The organism is Clostridium acidisoli DSM 12555, assembly GCF_900176305.1.
GTDB classification, from domain to species: domain Bacteria; phylum Bacillota; class Clostridia; order Clostridiales; family Clostridiaceae; genus Clostridium_I; species Clostridium_I acidisoli.
On sequence record NZ_FWXH01000009.1, the window covers coordinates 25,306 to 46,507 of the forward strand.

Below are 21,202 nucleotides of genomic sequence, written 5' to 3' on the forward strand. Positions count from 1 at the left end.
GCTTTTTCATTCATTATATTAAGACATTGCTTAAGTAAGAGTGAAGGGTTTTAACGGTTGCTTGGCCTTTTCACCGCGAAGCACAGGTGAAAACCCTTAACCCGTACTTCGTAATTTATTACTAAATTGTGAAGTATTCTAATTACACCGTAAATCCAAGTGTGATTTTCTTTAGCTTTTCTGACATCTCTGATAAATTTTCTGTGGTCTTTTCTATTTCATTCATTGTTACAAGCTGATCTTGAATATTCGAACTAATATTTTCTGTACCATCAGCCATTTTATTTGAGCTATCTGCTATATTTTCAATTGCCTTTTCTATTTCCTTAGTAATGTTTACCTGCTGTTCATTTGACCTATCAATTTCTTCAATTTGTTCAGCTATTTCGTGTATATTTTTAATTATATTCTTTATGCCTATCTTGACTTCATCCGCCTTATTAACTCCGACCAATACCTTTTGTTCAACTTGCTCCACAGAAAAAACCGCTGAACTTGATTTTAATTGGTTTTCTTCTATAAGCGTTGCTATTTCTTTAGCTGCATTACTACTCTCATCAGCTAATTTTCTTATTTCATCTGCCACAACATTAAAGCCTCTTCCAGCTTCACCCGCACGTGCTGCTTCAATCGCTGCATTTAAAGCTAACAAATTTGTCTGCTCAGAAATTGATGTTATAATTTCAATTATTTCACCAATTTTTTTAGATGAAACATTTAAATCCCTCATAATAGTTGACACTTCTTTAGATGAACTTGCTATTTCCGTGATAGTACCTGTGATTTCTGATATCTTAACTGCACTTTCTTCAGCCGCCTCTTTAACATTAATACTGTTCTTAGTAGTATTTCTACTAGCACTTGACGTGGCTATTGAAAAATTTGTTGCTTCACTAAGGCTAGCATTTGTTTCTTCTATTGCTGCTGCTGAATCTGATGTATCCTCCGCTATCTTTACTACAGTATTGGATATTCCTTCTAAAGACTTAACACTAACTCCACTGGACCTATGAAGTTCTTTTGTTGAAGAAGAGATTGTATTTGCAGATTCTGCTACCTCACCAATTATCTTTTGAAGCTTACTCATAAATTTATCGAAGTTTTCACTTAATTGTCCTATTTCATCTCTACTGTTGTAATTTATCCTTTGAGTTAAATCACCGTTATTCTCTGAAATTTCTTTAAGTTTCATTGTAACTTTATTAACAGGAACAATAATGGATTTTATTATAAAAGCAGATAAAATTATCATTACCAAAATACATAAAAGTAACAAAATTGCAAATCTAATTATCATATTTTTAAATTCTGTTTCACTATCACTGTATGTTTGTTTTGCAGCTGCAACATGTGAATTTATTATCTTATCAAGTGAAGAATTTAAATTTGTTTTTGTAGTATCGAAATTACTCATATCACTGTTTCCACCATTTGGCACAGCACCTTGTACAGGTGGCTGATTTCCTTGATTATTGGTCTTTAAGCTTTGATTTTTAGTGAAAGTGTCCATAGCCGCTATGTATTTATTGTAATTACTTATTACAGTTTTAAAATCGGAGTTATTTTTATACTTTGATAATTTATTATTTATAGCTTTCTCACGTGCTTTTATATTGTTCTGTATATTTTCTTTTGAACTGTCATCACTTGAATCCATTATTGAAACACTTTGAGATTTTATATATTCAACATCGTTTTTTATGTTTTCAAGTTCTATAATAGGGGCTACCCTAGAATTGTTCAATTGCATAAGCTTTCCATTTACTTTGGCTATCTCTGTTATTGAAATACATCCTATAATAATAATGAAAAACAAGAAACTTGCTGAAAGTAAACTTATTTTTTTGCTTATTTTAATATTTTTAAAAAAATTCATTGTCCATTCCCCCAATTTCTATGTATGATTTAAAATTATACATAGAAATTATTGCAGTAATGTGTATTAATTATGTGAAATATATGTGAAGTATTACCGTTTTATATCAAGGTTTCCTCTATAAACTCTTAGAAAATTTTCTCCTAATATTAGTTGTAGTTCCTTATCTGTAAATCCTCTATCTAATAACACCTGAGTAAGTTTATCTATATCCTTATGTCCATTAATAACATCAAATCCTTTTGTTTTAGATTGCCCCCCCAAATAACTAGGATTAGAACTTGTAAATTTATCACAAAAATCAAATCCTAAGCCTATATGCTCTATACCGACTAGATCTCTAATGTGAATAATGTGCTTTACAATGCCCTCTACATTTTTTTCTGTATCCTTCCTTGAGACAAAATCACTATAGGCATTCATACCTATGACTCCTCCAGTTTTTGCTATAGCTACAATTTGTTCATCAGTAAGATTCCTTGCATGGTTAACTATTGTTCTGCTATTTGAATGTGATGCTATAACAGATTTTTTTGATATTTTCATAACATCAAAAAAACCTTCATCATTTAAATGGCTAACGTCTATAAACATCCCCAGCCTTTCAGCTTCATTTATAAGAGAAACGCCAAAATCAGTTAAACCACCTTTTCTTCCTTCTTGAACTTCATGAAAATGGCACCCATCTGCAGCATAATTTCTTCTACTCCAAGTAAGTCCTACAATCCTTACACCAAGTTCATAAAAAACCCTTAATAACTTCAAATCATTGCCAATAGGTTCTACCCCTTCAAATGACAATATTATTCCTAATTTATTAAGCTTTATAGCCCTATTTATATCTTCATAGTTTTTGCATAATATAAATTTATCTTTAGATTCTTCAATTTCCTCATATAAGCTTCCAATTTGATCCAATGCATTTTTCATTGCCATTTCCGGAATATACTCACTTTCTATAAATAGCGATGCTACAACTATATTTACTCCACCTTTAATAAAATCAGGTATAAATTCCCTCTCAATTACTTTATTATATCCAGCTTTACGCTTTCTTAACACTTCTCCTAACATGTCAAAATGAGCATCTACAATATTAAACTTATTATGAAGCTCCTGAACATTTTTATTTATATATCCATTCATATTTTATCTCCTCTAAATATATTTTTCTCATACCATAAAAACCTAAAAATCAAATGTTTCTATTATATTATATAGCAACATAAATATTAAATTACAACATAATAATTACATATCATTCGTATAATATTACATTTTGTATCCATACATTTTTTAATTGTAATAATTTATTATATAATATTTACATAAATCCAATGGATAAATTACTTAAGGAGTGAAATTTATATGAACAAATATGAAAACAAGCTTTCTTTAATAAGTTTAGTAAAAATTGCTATGATGACTGCAATTATTTTTGTCTCTATTTCTATTATTAAAATCCCCTCACCCTCTGGCACTGGATATGTAAATGTTGGTGACAGTATGATATTTATAAGTGCAATATTTTTAGGAGGTAAAAAAGGTGCTGTAGCGGCAGCTCTTGGTGGCTTCTTATCAGATGCACTTGGTGGATATCTAATATATGCACCATTCACATTAGTAATAAAAGCAATAATGGCATTAATTGTTGGCGGTATTATATTTAAATACAATACTGAGAGAAAAAATATAATATTGAATTGTGTTGCATTTATTGCAGCTGGAATATGGGAGGTTATAGCATACCTTGGCGCTGGAATTATCGTTTATATGCTTACGATTTCTTCAAATATTAATGTAGCTATATTAAAATCTATTCTCGATATACCTGGAAATATTGTTCAAGCAGCTGTAGGTGTCGTAATTGCTGTTCCATTCACTATACTATTAGCTAAAACGGGACTTTTATATAGAACCAAATCTACAAATATTATATAAAAAAAATAAGTTGGCTAAATAAAAAGCCAACTTATTTTTAACATCCAGGACAAACAGTACACGGACTTTTAGGTTCTATAACGGATCTAAGTTCAAGCCCTCTGCCCTCATTTTCATTATTGGACAAAATTATAAATCCACCATATTCTTTAATTAATTCTTCGTCCATAATAAAGTTAATATCTTTAACTTTTTCTACAATATCATTGTCACCTTTTACGCCGTTATCAATATTAAATATTAATCCACTACAATTTCTCCCCATATAACTTATCCTCAAGTCATAATTAGGTAGCTTGTTATAATCCAAAAAACCTTTAAACTCTTCATATGCCTCTTCACTAATTTGAATATTTTCCATAAAATCTCCCCCTAATATTTATCGTTTCATTACTAATATCTCTTAAAAATTACACTATTATCACTTTTAAGATATTGTCTATAATTATTTATCAATAATTATAGCATTATTTTATTTTTATAACAAATATATTTTATGGAAAAATAAAATTTATCCTTTATATTGCTTTGCTATTTTTTTGACTTTTCTTTATATATTCGGAAAATTTTCTCATTGAAGTTTCATCTTGAAAATTTGCTTGAGCCCTCTTATCATTTCCACCGCCTCTACCATTAAATTCTTTTAAATTATCCTTAAAAAACTTGCCACATTTAACTTCAAAATCTCCATTGTGTGCAAACAGTAACTTTTTATCCCTTATTGAACTTAATATTAGAATAAATTTCTTATCTTTAAGACATTCATAGAGTTTGTCTAAGAAATCAAAATCTTCTTCTTCATACTCTACACATATCAATTCCGAAGCTGCATTTTTAATTAACTTTTCTGCCTCGGAATATGCTATTTTTGAATAAAGATTATTTACTTGTTTCTTTAAAGATGCAATTTCTTCATTATTGTTTTTTATCTTTTCTATAACTGCAGAATCTTCAACTGAAAATCCCCTGGCAATCTCAGTTATATAATTATGTTTTAATTGATAATCTTTCAAAGCTCTTAATCCACATTTTATATAAACTCTAGTCATTCCTTTGTATTTTTCCCATTTTATTATTTTTATTAGTCCTACTTCTCCAGTTCTCCTAACTTGAGTTCCACAACATGCACTATAATCAATATTTTCTCCCATCTGTACAATTCTAATTGTTCCTTCTGCTTTTATTTCCTTTCTTAATGGAAGCTTCAAGGCTTCATCTTTGGTCAAAAAGTAAGTTTTTACCTCTTCATTCCTAAATATGTATGAATTTGCTTCAATTTCAGCTTTATTAATCATTTCTTCTGTCATATCCTTCATTTGAATATCTATGGTAACATAGTCATTACCCAAATGAAAACCTGCATTTGATACTTTATAAAGCCTAAAAAAAGCTGCTGACATAAGATGTTCCCCTGAATGCTGCTGTATGTGATCTTCTCTTCTTTCAGAATCAACTTTACACTTTACAAACTTCCCGGTTGGCCTCTCTGATGTAACATGATAAATTGTTTCTTTTTCTTCATACACATATTCAACTTTTATATTGTCTATATACCCTAAATCACTAGGTTGTCCTCCTCCTTCTGGATAAAATGGAGTACTCTTTAACACAATTTCAAATTTACCGTCTTTCTCAATAACATCCTCCACTTCACATTGGGCTTCACAAATATAAGGATCTTCATAAAATAGTTTTTCCGTCACTTTTATCATTCCTTTCATTTATTGTTATCACAATTATATAATTAAAGTTTTTACATTGCATCCTATATTATAATGATAGAACAAAATGTTAGCAAAATATACTCTAAATAAAAAATTGCAAAGTACAAAGTTAAAGATTTTCATCATAGCTAAAGCTAGATGAAAAGATTAAAGAAAGCCTTCGGCTAGATGGAAGAATTGACGAGGCTAATGCCGTCAAAAGTGAGAGAAGTTACTTACGTAACAGATAAAAGATGAATTTCATTTTAGATTATAAATCTAAGTTCAAAGATTTTTCGCAGCATAGCGTAGAAAAATCCTCCTATCCCTTTTGCTGAAAGCAAATTCTCTCACCATTACCGTATCATCGTTAATTCTTTAATCTTGCCATTCTGGCAATCTTTAACCTTTTTACTCACGCAGTAAGAGTAAAATTCTTTTACCTGTAATTTGCAATTTATGAAGTTAAAACATACTAAGCCGTAATATCCGTATCCTCATAATTATTATCATTGGTCTTATTATTAATTGCTTTTGGTAACGCAATTAATGCTGGTAATAATATAGGCAATAATATAATTGAAAGTGCTATCAAACCTATTACTACAGCTATGGCAAGTTGTGTCAAAAGTCTAACCCCTGCTGGTATTAATGTAACAAAAGTACCACCTAATATTAATGCTGCTGACATAACAATCCCACCTATATTCTTTGAAGCTAAAACTATTGCTTCTTCTTGTGAAATATCCTTATATTCTTTAAATCTCATCATTAAGAATATGCTGTAGTCAACCCCTAATGCCACAATCATTACGAAAGAGAAAAATGGTACATTCCATGAAACTCCATCCAATTTAAATATATGGAAGACTATAAAGTTTAAACTTGTTGAAGATATATAATAAGCTGCCATTAATGCTAGAGAGATATATAATGAAATCAAAGGCGATCTTATTACTATTAAAAGCACTATAAAAACACTAATTAAAACAATTATTTTTATTGTGTTTAAATCATTTAATGCCACCTTGTTTAAATCATAATCAGAGGCACTTGTTCCTGATGTTCCATATTTAGCATCTTTAAGTACAGTCCCTTTAATGGCACCTGGTATAGTATCATTAATTTCCTTTGAAGTGTTCATAGCTGCTGCTGAATACGGGTCTGAATCTAAAACAACTGTGAATTTTACTATCTTTCTATCTTTAGTCATATACATATCTAAAGACTGTTTAATAGAATCATTGCTAAGCATTTCCTTTGGTGCAAAGAAATCTTTAGATTCATTTAGTTGTTCTAAATAATCATTTGTTTTCTCGAGTCCACCAGAAACTGAATTTAAGCCATTACTGCTTTTACTTAATGCATCCTTTAACTGTGGTACACTAGAACTAAGTGTACCTAACATGCTATTAAGCTTAGTTTGGCCAGTTTTAACTTGATCTAACCCAGCATTAAGTTTAGACATATTATCAATTATTGTGCTTTGGCCAGTTGAGCCTTGTCTAAGTCCTGAAGCTAATGCTGTTGAACCATTTTGGAGCTGATTTAATCCATCTAGTAATTGATTTTGTGATTCATTTATTTGATTTAAAGTTTGATTAACAGTTCCAAGTTTACCTGTAAGAATGTCATAATTTTCTTTAAATTCGTTGAGTCCGCTATTCAATTTTGTTATTCCCTCTGATAAATTGCTGTAATATAGTTCTACTCCATTAGTATATCTAGGATCATTATCAAATTTATAAATTTTTGACAATTCTCCAATCGTATTATTCATACCATCTAGTCCATTTTGAAGACCACTGACTCCATTAGCTATTTCTCCATATTTAGTTCCAAGTTGAACATATCCATTTTGTATTTCTCCTACTCCATCCGATATCTGTTTAGTATAAGTTGTTATCTGTGTCATACCATTTTGGGCTTGCTCTATACCTGCTGATATTTTGTCAGCACCTGCAGCACCTTGTGCTATGCCAGCATTTACTTGTTTAAGCCCCAAGGTTACTGCATTTAATCCGTCTTGCACCTTACCAGTACCCACTGCCAATTCATCTACTTTTGACAAATCATTTAAATTAATTGAACCTAAACTAGTATTTATTTGATTTAAGCCACCACCTATTGTATCCACACCGACTTTTGATTTTGAAATACCATCAGTGACACCTTCTGTTTGTTTGCCTAAATACATTAGATCAATAGGATCTGATAGTGGCTGAGTAACACTAGATACACTCTTTACTCCTTTTATATCTTTTAATTTGTTTGTTAAATTATCAATAACTGAAAGTGCTTCAGTATTATCCATAGCTTTATTGTTTTCCAAAACAACTGTTGTTGTAAGTGCCTCACCTTTTCCAAAATTTTTAGTAATTAAATCAAAACCTTTTACTGAAGGCACAGAGTCTCCAATTTCATTTACAGTATCATAAGAATATTTTTGTGTATTAAAATAAATTATTGGAGTTAATATAAGTATTGTAACAATTGATACTATGATTGGTCTTTTTATTGAAAATGAAGCGGCCTTTCCCCAAGCTTTACTTTGTTTATGTTTTGTAACTTTTTTTGATGGCCAGAAAAGTTTTGTTCCCAATGTTTTCATTATAAATGGTGTAAGTGTCAATATTTCAAGTAAGAGAACTACAACCGCAATTGCCACACAATTTCCAGAACGATATAATCCAAACTTTGCTAGCGTAAGACTTAAAAATGCTATAAATACAGTAAGTATACTGAAAGCTATGGTTTTTCCAGCTGTCTTATAGGTATTTACTATTGCCTCGTCTATTGAGGAACTATTGGACATTTCCTCTTTAAATCTATTAAACAAAAGTATATTATAATCTGTACCCACTCCAAATAATACAAGTATAATTACCATTTGCGTAAGCGAAGATATTGGATAATTAAACCTATAAACTAGTTGTCCTACAATTGCAAGTGAAACTATATATGATATTATTACTGCAAGTAGTGATATTAACGGGGTTATTATTGATCTAAACATAATTATAAGTACTATTAAAATGAATAACACAGTAAGAACAGCACTCTTATCAACACCACTGGAAACAGTTCTTATATAATCATCACTTATAAAATCAGTTCCTGTAAGATAATATTTAACCTTCACATTTTTTAATTTATCATCAAGTTGTTTTTTTATATCACTTACTTCTCTGTCTTTTTTATCAAGTTTAAAGCTTACCATTATTGTTTTTCCATCTTTTGATATAAGCTTTGATTTTATATCTGGTAAATTAAAAGGATCAAGCAGATTGCTTACTCCTAGTGCATCACTATTATTCTTTATATTGTTTACTCCATTTTTTATACTATTCATCTGGCTAGATGTTAGTTTATTGTCGCCATTAAACACTATTATATCTGCATTTCCCGGAGTTTTATCCATTTTCTTTAAAATCTTATCTGCCTTCATAGAAGGATTGTCATCACTTAAGAATTGTTGTCCCTTTGCTCTAAGCACCTTATTTAAATTCGGTGAATATACTATCGATAATGCTACTGCAACTATCCATACAGTAAGTATGAACCATTTCATCTTTATTATTTTACGCATGTTTACCTCCAAATTTATATTATTTTTGTTCTTTTATAGCTCACCGCCTTTCATGAACTATTGTTCATTATTATGCTAAAAATATAATATGTTTAGATTAACAAAAAAAACATAAATCTAAACATATTAAGTTATGCTGTCTGAAATCTTTTACCTAAATTCTTGATATAAAAATGTAAAAGCTTATTAATTAAAACTTTTACCTTTTCTCCATCATAATGCTGCTGTAATATAAAGGATACACCCTCAATTAAATCATGTGCTATAGTGTATATGATAATCCTATCACACTCTTCTTTTTTTAGATTTTCATTAGTAGCCCTAATAAAAATATTATTAGTTAAGGTTACTAATTCTTCCTTAAAATTTTCATACTTTGAACCTTTACTTTTGTTAAATACAATTAAAAGTTCATTGCTTGAGTCCTTAACAAATTCTATGATTTTATTTAATATATCTTCCATAAACTCAACAGTTTGATCACAATTTTCAACTGTAGAATTATTCAGTTTCACTTGTATCTTGTTAAGGTAAGAAATCATCTTATCATATACAGGTTCTATTAATGTATTAAAAAGTTCTTCTTTGTTTTTAAAATATCTGTAAGTACTTCCTAATGCAATTCCTGATCTTGAGGCTATATCCCTCATAGAAGCTCCTATGTATCCGTTAGCTTCAAATTCAGTCAAGGCTGACGACAGTATTTTTTTTCTTACATCTTCTTTTAAATATTGCATAATGAACCCCCGTTCATTTTTAATTAATTCTACACCATTTATTCTATTATGTAAATATATTTTACAAAAATATTTTTACATGTGTAAAGAAAGATTCTTCTGACCCATAAAGCCAGAAGAATCTCCTTCAACTAAATAATTTTTTTATTCTGTGGCTGAAATATTGTAGTTACCTGAATTATTATTATCCCAAGTACTAGCTTGATTTTTAAAGGCCATATTAAGTATATAACTTCCACTTGGCATAGTTATTGTAGCCATCCATCTCCCATCTGATTGCTTAGTCATAGCTAAATCTGTAGGAGATGTGAACCCATTATATCCCCAATGTAATGTTATAGCTGAAGCACTTGCTGCCAATGTTCCATTATAATATATTGAAACTTGTTTACTAGAAGTAGGCGCTGGACTTACTTGGACTGGTACAGCATTTGACCATGTCTGTAGATGCCAATCTTTGCTGCTATTGTTATCCCAATTAGTGCCATCTGTAAAATCAAAGTCTAATGCTGTAGCTGAACTCGGAATAGTTATTGTACCTTGCCAAAATCCGTCTGAACGCTTAGTCATTGAAACATTTGTAGGATTTGTCCAGCCATTACTTCCCCAATGGAGTGAAACACTACTTGAGTTAGAGAGAGCACCATTATAGTATACAGTAAATGTGTTTCCTTGTAACAGAGTGCTGCTATCATAATCTACCTTATAACCTGAATGTGGCGAATAACTAGTTGGGTTAGTTGGAGTGGTTGATCCATTATACAAAACAATAATTGAATTAGCAGGAATATTTCCTGTTATTGTTCCATTAGAAACAGTTAGTGTAGCACTTGCAGTTCCATGATTAGTATAAGTACCATTTGCTAAATTTGTAGAAGAATTTAGATAAGTACTTCCCCCATCATTAACAATTACAGTTCCTGTAGTTCCTCTATCTATCAACATTGTTTGATTATTGTTTGTCCATCTTAAATATTCATTTTGTCCTACCATAGCATTATGGAATTTGTTGACTGCTACAACATCAGAATCTTTCCATAAGCTGTCTCCTTCATTTCCTATTGAACTTGTTGGTCTGTCAAAAAATAAAGGTGTTGAACCTGCTCTTGAAGCGGCTATTGCCCATCCCATTTTTCTTTGCCAATCAGTTAAACTTTTACTTGTTCCATCTTCATAATTATCATGAGTTTCAACATAATCTACGCTTTTAGTTTGGTCAAGTCCACCTATGCCGCTTGCTTTGCTTAAATCATTTGAAGTAATTGCGCTTCTAAGATTATATCCATAGTTACTTGCTGTGACATTCATAAATGTTTCATATGCCGAGACATTATCTACAGTCCCATCTTGCAATATTTCACCGTATATATATAAGCTTGATTCATTATGCAAATTTCCTAATACATTTGTCCAATAGTTTCCTGCCCAAGGTTGATTAGCATCTAATCCTATATTTGTTTCTATGTGTTTTGCTGCATCAAATCTGAAACCACTTGCCCCAGCATCTACACACTGATTTAGAAATGCAATTGCTTTACTTTGAACAGCAGAACTTTGAGTATTTAAATCAGGCATACCAATTCCTTGTTGAGTTATATCATATCTATTGTTCCAATTAGTACATTGGCCCAAATTGTGATATAAACTTGGATCTTTAAAACTTGAATCAACAGAAGGGTCAAGTTGGTCTGCATTTCCATTATTAGCCATATGATTCATTACTACATCTACAATTATTGATATTCCATAGCTTTTTGCAGATGTACAAAGTGCTTTAAAATCATCATAAGTTCCTAGTTGTGCATTGCCAACAGATTCATTTGTAGGTTGATATAGCAGCCACCAATTAGAGGCATCTGTACTTGAACTTTTTGTTCCCTGTACAGGGGATACTTGAATAGATTTATATCCTGCTGCTGCAATATTGGGAAGTTCATTTTTTATTGTATTGAAAGACCAGTCAAACGCATGAAGTATAACTCCGTCCTTAGTATTAGAAGGCAATGTGCTATTATCGGCAGCATATACTACTGATTTTTGAGTCGATAAGAGATTAACTTGATTCGAAGGAAAAATAGAGACATAAAGGATTAACGCTAATACAATTGATGTAGATAGTATTTTTTTTGATAATTCTTTCATCTTCATTAGAAGATCATCCCCCCTTAAGCTTACGAAAACGTTTGCATAAGCATATAAAATTAATGTGCACATTTTGAATTATACACGAATATATTTTACATGTATAATTTTGCAACTCTTATTACTAGCCTTCTGTTGTATTTTATCTCGTCTTTTCTTTAAAATTCTCTCTCTTTTAACCTTACATTCGAATTTATATCTAAACTGTAATTTTATGTCTATACGAATCACATAAATTTCACATGAATTTTTGATATTTGTACGGCAAAATAAAGTTATAATTTTTTATACAGTGATTAACACAAATCTATTATCTAATTGTAAAGGGAGTGAATATTAAATGAGGAAATTTAAACTTACTAAGGAAAACATAGCATTATTAATAATTGTAATACTGTCTGCAATATTAAATTTTGTAAATTTAAGTATAGAAGGTTATGGAAATTCATATTATGCCTCAGCTGTAAAAAGTATGACCATGAGTTTTAAAAATTTCTTTTTTGTGTCCTTTGACCCATCTAGCTTTGTAACAATTGATAAACCTCCTTTAGGTTTTTGGTTACAAGCTATATCTGCTAAAATATTTGGGTTTAGTGGTGTAAGCATAATTTTACCATCAGCACTATCGGGTATAATATCAGTTATATTACTATATAAAATTGTTAAAAGAGCTTTTGGAAGTTTAGCTGGTTTACTTTCTGCCTTTTTCCTAGCTATAACACCTGTTTTTGTAGCTGTCAGCAGGAATAACACTATAGATAATATTCTTATAATGTTTTTATTATTTGCACTGTGGGCACTTACAATTGCTGCTGAAAAGGGTAAATTTAAATATATAATACTAACTTTAGCACTTGTTGGAGTTGGTTTTAATGTAAAAATGCTACAAGCTTACTTGGTAGTCCCAGCAATATACTTAACTTACCTTCTCAGCACAGCTACTGCTTTTAAGAAAAGAATTGTCCACCTAATTGCAGGTACTTTAGTGCTTATTGTAGTTTCACTGTCTTGGGCAGTTGTTGTTGATTTAGTTCCTGCTTCAAGTAGACCATATATAGATAGTAGTACTAATAATACAGTTACTGAACTTATACTTGGTCATAATGGTACAGAAAGACTATCTTTTGGCAGTTCACAAAAAGGTCAAGGTGGTGCTCCTAAGGATGGTAATGGTGAAGTTCCATCTGGAAAAATGAAAGGAAACCCTCCTAGTGATACGAGGCTAAGTGGTATGCCTTCAGGTAATATGCCTAGTGGTGGTGGTAAGATGAATGGAGGAGGCGGCAATTCATCCGGACTTCAGGGATCTTTTGGTGGTCAAGTTACTGCTAGCTTTGCAAGATTATTCTCTAAGAATATACTTTCTGACCAAATAGTTTGGTTTATTCCACTTGCTATATTGGGCTTTATTGCAGCAGCTTTAAAAGAAAAACTAAGATTCAAATTAGACAACACTAGAAAACAGTCTTTAGTTATGTGGTTCTTTTGGTTTTTACCAGAATTCATATACTTTAGCTTTAACACAGGAACATTTCATTCATATTATTTGACTATGCTTGCACCTCCAACAGCAGCTTTAGCTGGAATAGGCCTTACTGCTATGTGGGCGCTTTATAAAGAAGGCGGCTTAAAGGCTTGGCTTTTACCTGCTGCTTTAATATTAAATGGTGCTGTAGATTTGTTAATGTTATATTACTTCATAAGTTATTCATCTGTTGTTAAGGTGTTAATTGTACTAGTAGCTTTATTTAGTATTTTATCCTCCTTAATACTTGCATTGTTAAATGTTAGTGGTTCCTCCTTAGACAATCTTAACCTAAAGAAAAAACTAATAAGTTTAGCTGTAGTAGGTATTATATTAACTCCATTTGTTGGTTCGTCTACTGTACTATTTACATCGGTAGGTAATTCATTTCCTGCAGCTGGTTTGGAGCTACTTTCAAGCAGTGGAAGTAGTGAAGGTGGTCCTAAAATGAGTAGTAGTTCAGCTTCTAATAGTGGTGTAGCTAGCAAAAATTCATCCAACAAAACAAGTATGGGAATGCCTAATGGAGGTGGCAACTCAAATACAAAACTAATTAGTTTCTTAGAAGAAAATAAAACTTCTAAGCAAAAATATTTACTTGTTGTTTCAAATTCCAACTCAGCTGCTGATATAATAGTTAGCACTGGTGAATCTGTAATGTCGCTTGGAGGTTTCTTAGGAAGTGATAAGATACTTACTTTATCGCAGTTTAAAGACCTTGTTAAAAATGGAGAAATAAGATATGTAATGTCCGGCGGTATAGGCGGCGGTGGAAACTCAGATAGTGACATAATGACCTGGGTAAAAAAGACTGGCAAACTTGTATCTGCTAGCAAATATAGTGATATTAATACCGATAAATCTAGCAGTAACAAGGGACTAGGTAATAAAATTTTTAATGGTAACCCTGGAGCACAGAGTCAACAGTTATATGATTTAAAGGCCTATACTGATAGCTTTAATAAATAATAATAAAATGCGAACTAAAGGTAATAGTTCGCATTCTATTATTTTATTTTTTATTATCTTTAAAAGTTATTTCTCCATTTTTCACATCAACTACTGTAACTCCACCATTAACTAAGTATCCAAACAAAACTGCATCAACAAAATGTGGTTTAATGCTACTTTGAACAAATCTTAATATCTCCCTAGCTCCATACACAGAAGAATATCCTTTTTCAGCAATGAATTTATAACAATCATCTGTAACTTTTAACTCTATATTCCTAGCAGAAAGCTTTTCAGAGAATTCCCCTATAGCCTTCTTAGCAATAAGTAAAGCCATCTTCTCATCCATATCATTAAATATGACAATGTCATTAAGTCTATTCCTAAATTCAGGCGGAAATATTTTTTCAACTTCTTTCTTTATTTCTACATTCTTTAATTTTCTTTGCCCAAATCCAATTTCAGATTTTTGAGCCTTAGCTGCCCCAGCATTAGATGTCATTATTAAAATAACATTTCTAAAATCTGCTTTCTTTCCTGTGTTGTCCGTAAGTGTTGCATAATCCATTATTTGTAGCAAAATGTTAAAAATATCTGGATGAGCTTTTTCTATCTCATCTAGCAATAAAACACAATAAGGTTTTTTTCTAACTTCATCTGTTAAGAGTCCACCTTCCTCATAACCTACATATCCTGGCGGTGCTCCAATAAGTTTTGCTACTGAATGTTTTTCTTGATATTCACTCATATCAAATCTTATAAGTGGAATCCCTAAATTTTTTGCAAGTTTCCTTGAAATTTCTGTTTTTCCAACTCCAGTTGGACCTACAAAAAGAAGATTTGACACAGTTTTGCCTTCATCATTAAACCCTGCTCTAGAACGTTTTATAGCCCTAACTACTAGTTCTATTGCGTTATCTTGTGAATATATATCTTTTTTCAATATGCTTTCTAAACTTTTTAATTTCTCCACTTCATTTTTAGAAACATTTTCTTCAGGAATCTTTGCCATGGAAGAAATAACTTTTTGAACATCACTCTCATGAATTACACTAATTAAATTTTCATTAGTTTTGTGTAATTTCACATAAGCTCCTACCTCATCCATTACGTCTATAGCTTTGTCCGGCAAAAACCTGTCATTAATATATTTAGCCGATAATTCTGCGGCTGCTCTTAATGCTTTTTCAGTATACTCAACCTGGTGAAATTTTTCGTAGTTAGCTTTAAGTCCTAATAAGATGGAATAAGTTTCTTCCACTGAAGGTTCCAGTATCTCTATCTTTTGAAATCTTCTTGAAAGTGCCCTGTCTTTTTCAAATATTTTCTTATATTCATCATAAGTAGTTGCCCCAATAAATTTAATTTTTCCATCTAAAAGAAATGGCTTTAGAATATTTGATGCATCCATAGATCCACCTGACACAGAACCAGCTCCAACTATGGTGTGGATTTCATCAATATATACGATAACATTTTCTTTTTTTCTAAGCTTATTTAGAACCTTCTTAATTCGTTCTTCAAAATCACCTCTGTATTTTGTTCCAGCAAGTAAACTTCCCATGTCAAGATAGTATACACTGCTTCCTCTTAGTGATTTTGGGACCTTATTTTCAGCAATTAATCTTGCAAGTCCTTCAGTGATTGCCGTTTTACCAACTCCAGGTTCACCAACATGAACCGGGTTATTTTTAAATCTTCTAGACAATACTTGAATTGTCTTCTCTAAAACATCTTCTCTACCTATAAGAGGATCAATTTCACCTTGTCTTGCTTTTTCAGTTAAATCTAAAGTAAATTTACTAATAAAATCAACTTTATCTTTCACACTAGTGTCCTCAGAGTTCTCATTATAAATTTCACTATTAATTTCAATTTTATCTGTTTCTTCCTCATGGTCGTCTATTATAGAAATTCCATGTGTAATATAATTTAAAATGTCCAGTCTGCTTATTTCCTGCTTTCTAAAAAAGTATCCTCCGAAAGAATTTTGGTCATCATATATAGCTATAATTACGTCCCCTAGTTTTATGATTTCTTTTCCTGCAGATAATACATGTTTTGCTGCTTCATTTAAAACATTTTGTATTCCTTCGGTTTGAATAGGATCATTTTTTTCTACAACATCTATATTTTCTTTAAAATAATTGTTCAAGTCATTTTTAAGTAATTCAACATCCCCACCGCAATATCTTATTAAATTTTTCCCCTCTTCAAAGAATAGAGAAGCATAAAGTATATGTTCTGGAGTGAGGTACTCATGTTTCTTATCCTTAGCTTCGTTATATGCTGCAGTAATAATCTCATTTAACAAATCATCTATTCTCATATATTTATTCCTCTTCCATACTTAATTTAAATGGAAATCCACTTTCTTTAGCCATGTCCATAGCTTGATTAAGTTTTGTTTTTGCTATGTCATACGTGTATATTCCTGCTATTCCAATTCCTTTTTTATGAACATCAAACATAATCTTGGTAGCCTCAATAACACTTCTATTAAAAACTTTAGTCAAAATTTCTATAACAAACTCCATAGTTGTATAGTCATCATTATGCATAAGCACCTTGTAAAGTTTCGGCCTTTTAATATCTATTTTATCTTCTTCTTTTATAATTGTTTTTTCTGACATAACATCAACTCCAAACTATAACACATATTTATTAATTAAGTACATTATAGTATATATAACTATTTGGATAAAGTATGAAATAAATTTTTAATAGCTTATGTCTCTTCAAATATATATTCATTTTAATATTAATTTTAATTTAATTAAACTATTGTCGTGTAATAATTTAATTTTCCAGTTTATAGTATCTCCATAATATATAATTAAAGTTTCCTCTTAATTTCACGATAATCTATGTATTATAACTACATTGTAATTATAGGGGGATTAGATGTGATTAAACTACTTGAAAATGGAGAATTAGATGCTGATTCATTAGAACTTAAAGATGTTATTGATGTTGATTTATTGCAAAGGTTTCAAGATAATTTTGCTGTTGGAATGAACATAGCAAGTGTAACTGTTGATAGAAATGGTACTCCAGTGACCAAGCCAAGCTCTTATACCAAATTTTGCAACTTCACTCAATCAAGTGAAAAGGGTACTAGCCGATGTGCTGAGTCACATAGAAAAGGTGGCGAAGAGGCTGTTAGAACAGGCAAGCCTTATATATACAGATGTCATGCTGGCTTAATAGATTTTGCAGCACCAATAACCGTTGCTGGACATTTGGTAGGAACAATTTTAGGTGGACAAATTTTAACTGAATCACCAGACATAGATCACATAAAAAAAACTGCTGCTGAAATAGATTTAGATTCCAGCGAATATATCGATACAGTTGAACATGTATACAGAACTGAAGAAAAAAATGTTAAAGCCGCTGCAGATGTATTGTTTATTGTATCCAATGCATTTTCTGATATGGGTTATGAAAAACTTAGACTAGGAAATATGTCTCAAAATCTTGCAGATAACTTTAGTCAAATTTCAGCAACTATGGAAGAACTTTCAGCTTCGTCAGTGAATGTCACAAATAATCAACAAAATCTTAGTAAAGAGATAGTTAACGTTAAAAATATATCCATAGAAATTAATACTATCTTAGATTCTATAAAGAGTATAGCTGATCAAACAAAAATGTTAGGTTTAAATGCTGCAATAGAAGCCGCACGAGCTGGAGAAGCTGGTCAGGGTTTTGGAGTTGTTGCAACAGAGATAAGGAAGTTATCTGAAAGTTCAAAACAGACAGCACTAAAAGTAATTGGACTTACAGAAAAAATTCAAAATTCTGTCAATATAACTATTGAAACCTCAAATGAAACTTTAAAAACTACAGAGCAACAAGCATCTGCAATCCAAGAGGTTACTGCTAATTTAATGGAAGTTACTTCTCTAACAGAAGAATTAAACACTATGGCCAATGACAGTAGAAGATCTTAATTATAACGAAATAACTAGATTTAATTTACTTAAATCTAGTTATTTCACGTAGAATTTTTTCAAAAGCTATTCGTTTACTCCCGTCTTCTAAATAAATTGTACCACAATGCCTATATTTATTTTTTTCTAGTAGTTTTTGCATAGATAAATTTTCTATATGTGTATCTACTCTAACACTTGTTTTACCTCTATTTAAACAAATCTCTTCTATTCCCTCAATAATTACAGATCCTAAGCCGAATCCTTTATAATTTGAATCTATTGCTATTCTGTGAATTGTAGCATATTCACCGTTACTAATCCATTCACCATCATAAATAACTTCATAATTTTTTTCCTTTTCAAAAATAACAACTGCAGTTCCAAGGATTTTGTTTTCCTTAAAAAGTACATAGGAATTTTTGTTTTTAATATCATTTTTTATAGTCTGAAAATTAGGGTATTTATTTTGCCATTGATCAATGTTTTTCTCTTTAAAATATTGTTGTGCTTTCTTAATTATACTCATTATATTATTAATATCTTTATCCACAGCTTTCTTAAATTCCATCCACATTTTCCTCCGTATACTAAAAATTAATCTTATATCATTCACTAATAACAAATTTTTAATAATAATTATATCATTTTTTAAACTTAAAATTATACAATTATATCTTTACACGAACGTATGTTCTATGATATTATGAAAAGTAAGGAGATGATTTATGTGGATGTTTTTGATAAGCTTAAAATTTTGACGGATGCAGCAAAATATGATGCAGCTTGTACCTCTAGTGGTGTTGACAGAAAAGCTAGTGCTGGTGGAATCGGTAATTCCTCAGTTTATGGTATATGTCACAGTTTTGCTGGAGATGGACGATGTATTTCTCTTTTAAAAGTTCTCTTTTCAAATGCTTGTATGTATGATTGCAAATACTGCATTAATAGAACTTCTAATGACACTCCACGTGCTTCATTTACACCACGTGAATTAGCTGATTTAACTATTAATTTTTATAGAAGAAACTATATAGAAGGTCTTTTTTTGAGTTCAGGAGTAATTAAAAATCCAGATTATACTTCAGAGCAAATCATTGAAGTATTAAGAATTTTAAGAGAAGAATATAAATTTTCAGGATATATACATGCAAAGGCCATACCTGGTGCCGATGATAGATTAATTAATCGTCTTGGAACGCTTTGTGATCGTATGAGTGTAAATATAGAGCTACCCTCACAACAAAGTTTAAAATTACTAGCTCCAGACAAGTCAAAACATTCTATATTAACACCTATGAGTTACATTAAAAATCGTATACATGAAAGTTCAAAGGATATTGTAAAATATAGACATGCTCCAAAGTTTGTTCCTGCTGGCCAAAGTACTCAAATGATTATAGGTGCAACCCCCGATACTGATTTTCAAATTTTGAATCTTACGGAGAGTCTTTATAAAAAATATAAGCTTAAGCGTGTATTTTTTTCAGCTTATATGCCCGTAAGTGAAAATTCTTTGCTACCTTCCATAGAAACAAAGCCACCACTTTTAAGAGAACATCGCATTTATCAGGCAGATTGGCTTATTAGATTTTATGGATTTGCTGCTAGTGAGCTTTTAGATGAAAACAATCAAAGTTTTAATCCTTACATAGATCCTAAATGTAATTGGGCAATTAATAATTTGCACCTGTTCCCTATAGACGTAAACCTTGCGTCTTATATGGACCTGCTAAGGGTTCCTGGTATTGGTGTAACTAGCGCCAAACGTATTGTAACTGCTCGCCGCACAGTAAATCTTACTTTTAGTGGACTTAAAAAACTAGGAGTTGTTCTTAAAAGAGCTCAATATTTTATAACTTGTAGTGGACAATTTATGGACAGCCTTAATATAACCCAAGACAAAATACTACAATCTCTAATGTCAGAAAAATCTATTGGAATGTATAATAATAATTTGATTACTAAATCAGAAACAAAGCAACTATCTTTTTTTGATAAGACATCATTTATGCAGGAGGAAATAAGAAAATGCTTAACAGGTCAAATTTGATTTACATTTATGATGGAAGTTTTGAAGGGCTTATTTGTTGCGTGTTTGAAAGTTATTATAAGCATGAAATCCCCATGGATATTGTTAAGTTAAACACATCTCAAATAACGTTTTTCCCTACAAACGAAATTATTACCGACTTAGAGAAATATAACCGTGTATTAGTATCCATAAAGGATAAGATAGGATTTTCTGCACTGGAATCTATACAATATGCATTTTTAAGTTGCCTTGAAAAAAAGGAACTATATATTCTTCTATTTTTACGTATGGGATACAAATATGGTCCATCAGTAATGACAATGTTGTCTCATGATGTTGTAGCTACTATATTTAAGGCAATTAAACATTTAGAAAATGAAAGTCATCTTCTTAAGGGATTAATACGTTTTTCCGTTTTTAACAATGGTCTTGCAGCAGAAATAGAACCCAAAAATTTTGTACTTCCGCTTTTAATAAAACATTTTTCAGAGCGATATCCAGAGGAATATTTTTTAATACATGATAAAACTCATAATATGGCACTTATATATAAACCTTATGAAGCAAACATTATACCAGTAGAAAACATGACATTTCCAAGCTTAGATGCTGAAGAAAAACATTTCAGAAAGCTTTGGGGGCTATACTACAATACTGTAGAAATTCGTGAACGCCATAACCCTAAATGTCAAATGAGTCACATGCCAAAACGCTATTGGAAGTACCTAACTGAATTTACCTATAATTCTAAACTTTAAAATTTACCTT

General features: G+C 30.9%; 15 protein-coding genes. 5 read left to right on the plus strand and 10 right to left on the minus strand.

Features of this window, described 5'->3' with window-relative positions:
• Positions 1-142: 142 nt before the first annotated feature.
• On the minus strand, positions 143-1,876 hold the full coding sequence (locus tag B8978_RS11915; RefSeq protein WP_084116262.1) for a HAMP domain-containing methyl-accepting chemotaxis protein: 1,734 nt from the start codon (positions 1,874-1,876) through the stop codon (positions 143-145).
• 93 nt (positions 1,877-1,969) lie between these two features.
• Positions 1,970-3,022, minus strand: coding sequence for a dipeptidase (locus B8978_RS11920; RefSeq protein WP_084116263.1), 1,053 nt, complete (start codon positions 3,020-3,022; stop codon positions 1,970-1,972).
• 222 nt (positions 3,023-3,244) lie between these two features.
• Between B8978_RS11920 and B8978_RS11925 the strand changes: the two genes are divergently transcribed.
• Positions 3,245-3,817: an ECF transporter S component gene (locus B8978_RS11925; protein ID WP_084116264.1), complete on the plus strand. Its 573-nt coding sequence runs from the start codon at positions 3,245-3,247 to the stop codon at positions 3,815-3,817.
• Positions 3,818-3,854: 37 nt separating this feature from the next.
• Here B8978_RS11925 and B8978_RS11930 read toward each other — a convergent pair whose 3' ends face one another.
• The 5 genes from B8978_RS11930 to B8978_RS11950 all read right to left on the minus strand — a co-directional run bounded on the left by B8978_RS11930 (position 3,855) and on the right by B8978_RS11950 (position 11,994).
• Complete coding sequence (locus B8978_RS11930; protein WP_084116265.1) at positions 3,855-4,178, minus strand: HesB-like protein; 324 nt, start codon at positions 4,176-4,178, stop codon at positions 3,855-3,857.
• Positions 4,179-4,335: 157 nt separating this feature from the next.
• Entirely contained in the window at positions 4,336-5,538 is a 1,203-nt protein-coding gene (locus B8978_RS11935; protein ID WP_242950547.1) for an alanyl-tRNA editing protein, read from the minus strand.
• A 457-nt stretch (positions 5,539-5,995) separates the two neighbouring features.
• The gene (locus B8978_RS11940) at positions 5,996-9,109 is read right to left on the minus strand and encodes an MMPL family transporter (RefSeq protein ID WP_084116266.1); all 3,114 of its coding nucleotides are present in this window, start codon (positions 9,107-9,109) and stop codon (positions 5,996-5,998) included.
• Between the two features lie 131 nt (positions 9,110-9,240).
• On the minus strand, positions 9,241-9,846 hold the full coding sequence (locus tag B8978_RS11945; RefSeq protein WP_084116267.1) for a TetR/AcrR family transcriptional regulator: 606 nt from the start codon (positions 9,844-9,846) through the stop codon (positions 9,241-9,243).
• Positions 9,847-9,990: 144 nt separating this feature from the next.
• Positions 9,991-11,994 carry a carbohydrate-binding protein gene (locus B8978_RS11950; RefSeq protein WP_242950548.1) on the minus strand — a complete coding sequence of 668 codons (2,004 nt, stop codon included), beginning with the start codon at positions 11,992-11,994 and terminating at the stop codon, positions 9,991-9,993.
• Positions 11,995-12,328: 334 nt separating this feature from the next.
• Between B8978_RS11950 and B8978_RS11955 the strand changes: the two genes are divergently transcribed.
• The gene (locus B8978_RS11955) at positions 12,329-14,482 is read left to right on the plus strand and encodes a glycosyltransferase family 39 protein (protein WP_084116268.1); all 2,154 of its coding nucleotides are present in this window, start codon (positions 12,329-12,331) and stop codon (positions 14,480-14,482) included.
• 43 nt (positions 14,483-14,525) lie between these two features.
• On the opposite strand, the gene clpA is transcribed toward B8978_RS11955, so the two are convergent.
• Both clpA and B8978_RS11965 read right to left on the minus strand, forming a co-directional pair.
• Positions 14,526-16,793, minus strand: coding sequence for an ATP-dependent Clp protease ATP-binding subunit ClpA (gene clpA / locus B8978_RS11960; RefSeq protein WP_084116269.1), 2,268 nt, complete (start codon positions 16,791-16,793; stop codon positions 14,526-14,528).
• Between the two features lie 4 nt (positions 16,794-16,797).
• The gene (locus B8978_RS11965) at positions 16,798-17,097 is read right to left on the minus strand and encodes an ATP-dependent Clp protease adaptor ClpS (RefSeq protein WP_084116270.1); all 300 of its coding nucleotides are present in this window, start codon (positions 17,095-17,097) and stop codon (positions 16,798-16,800) included.
• 273 nt (positions 17,098-17,370) lie between these two features.
• Between B8978_RS11965 and B8978_RS11970 the strand changes: the two genes are divergently transcribed.
• Complete coding sequence (locus tag B8978_RS11970; protein ID WP_084116271.1) at positions 17,371-18,420, plus strand: PocR ligand-binding domain-containing protein; 1,050 nt, start codon at positions 17,371-17,373, stop codon at positions 18,418-18,420.
• Positions 18,421-18,445: 25 nt separating this feature from the next.
• Here the strand turns inward: B8978_RS11970 and B8978_RS11975 are convergent, their stop codons facing one another.
• Entirely contained in the window at positions 18,446-18,970 is a 525-nt protein-coding gene (locus B8978_RS11975; RefSeq protein WP_084116272.1) for a GNAT family N-acetyltransferase, read from the minus strand.
• A gap of 159 nt (positions 18,971-19,129) precedes the next feature.
• Between B8978_RS11975 and B8978_RS11980 the strand changes: the two genes are divergently transcribed.
• Positions 19,130-20,452: a putative DNA modification/repair radical SAM protein gene (locus tag B8978_RS11980; RefSeq protein WP_084116273.1), complete on the plus strand. Its 1,323-nt coding sequence runs from the start codon at positions 19,130-19,132 to the stop codon at positions 20,450-20,452.
• Positions 20,431-21,192: a TIGR03915 family putative DNA repair protein gene (locus B8978_RS11985; RefSeq protein ID WP_084116274.1), complete on the plus strand. Its 762-nt coding sequence runs from the start codon at positions 20,431-20,433 to the stop codon at positions 21,190-21,192. The genes B8978_RS11980 and B8978_RS11985 overlap by 22 nt, the downstream gene beginning before the upstream one ends.
• Positions 21,193-21,202: the final 10 nt, after the last annotated feature.

Bases quoted from the DNA above. Each gene is read 5' to 3' on its own strand.
- B8978_RS11985 (WP_084116274.1), top strand. From the start codon at position 20,431: ATGCTTAACAGGTCAAATTTGATTTACATTTATGATGGAAGTTTTGAA.
- B8978_RS11965 (WP_084116270.1), bottom strand. From the start codon at position 17,097: ATGTCAGAAAAAACAATTATAAAAGAAGAAGATAAAATAGATATTAAA.
- B8978_RS11975 (WP_084116272.1), bottom strand. From the start codon at position 18,970: ATGGAATTTAAGAAAGCTGTGGATAAAGATATTAATAATATAATGAGT.
- B8978_RS11950 (WP_242950548.1), bottom strand. From the start codon at position 11,994: ATGAAGATGAAAGAATTATCAAAAAAAATACTATCTACATCAATTGTA.
- B8978_RS11915 (WP_084116262.1), bottom strand. From the start codon at position 1,876: ATGAATTTTTTTAAAAATATTAAAATAAGCAAAAAAATAAGTTTACTT.
- B8978_RS11930 (WP_084116265.1), bottom strand. From the start codon at position 4,178: ATGGAAAATATTCAAATTAGTGAAGAGGCATATGAAGAGTTTAAAGGT.
- B8978_RS11945 (WP_084116267.1), bottom strand. From the start codon at position 9,846: ATGCAATATTTAAAAGAAGATGTAAGAAAAAAAATACTGTCGTCAGCC.
- B8978_RS11955 (WP_084116268.1), top strand. From the start codon at position 12,329: ATGAGGAAATTTAAACTTACTAAGGAAAACATAGCATTATTAATAATT.
- B8978_RS11940 (WP_084116266.1), bottom strand. From the start codon at position 9,109: ATGCGTAAAATAATAAAGATGAAATGGTTCATACTTACTGTATGGATA.
- clpA (WP_084116269.1), bottom strand. From the start codon at position 16,793: ATGAGAATAGATGATTTGTTAAATGAGATTATTACTGCAGCATATAAC.
- B8978_RS11935 (WP_242950547.1), bottom strand. From the start codon at position 5,538: ATGAAAGGAATGATAAAAGTGACGGAAAAACTATTTTATGAAGATCCT.
- B8978_RS11925 (WP_084116264.1), top strand. From the start codon at position 3,245: ATGAACAAATATGAAAACAAGCTTTCTTTAATAAGTTTAGTAAAAATT.
- B8978_RS11920 (WP_084116263.1), bottom strand. From the start codon at position 3,022: ATGAATGGATATATAAATAAAAATGTTCAGGAGCTTCATAATAAGTTT.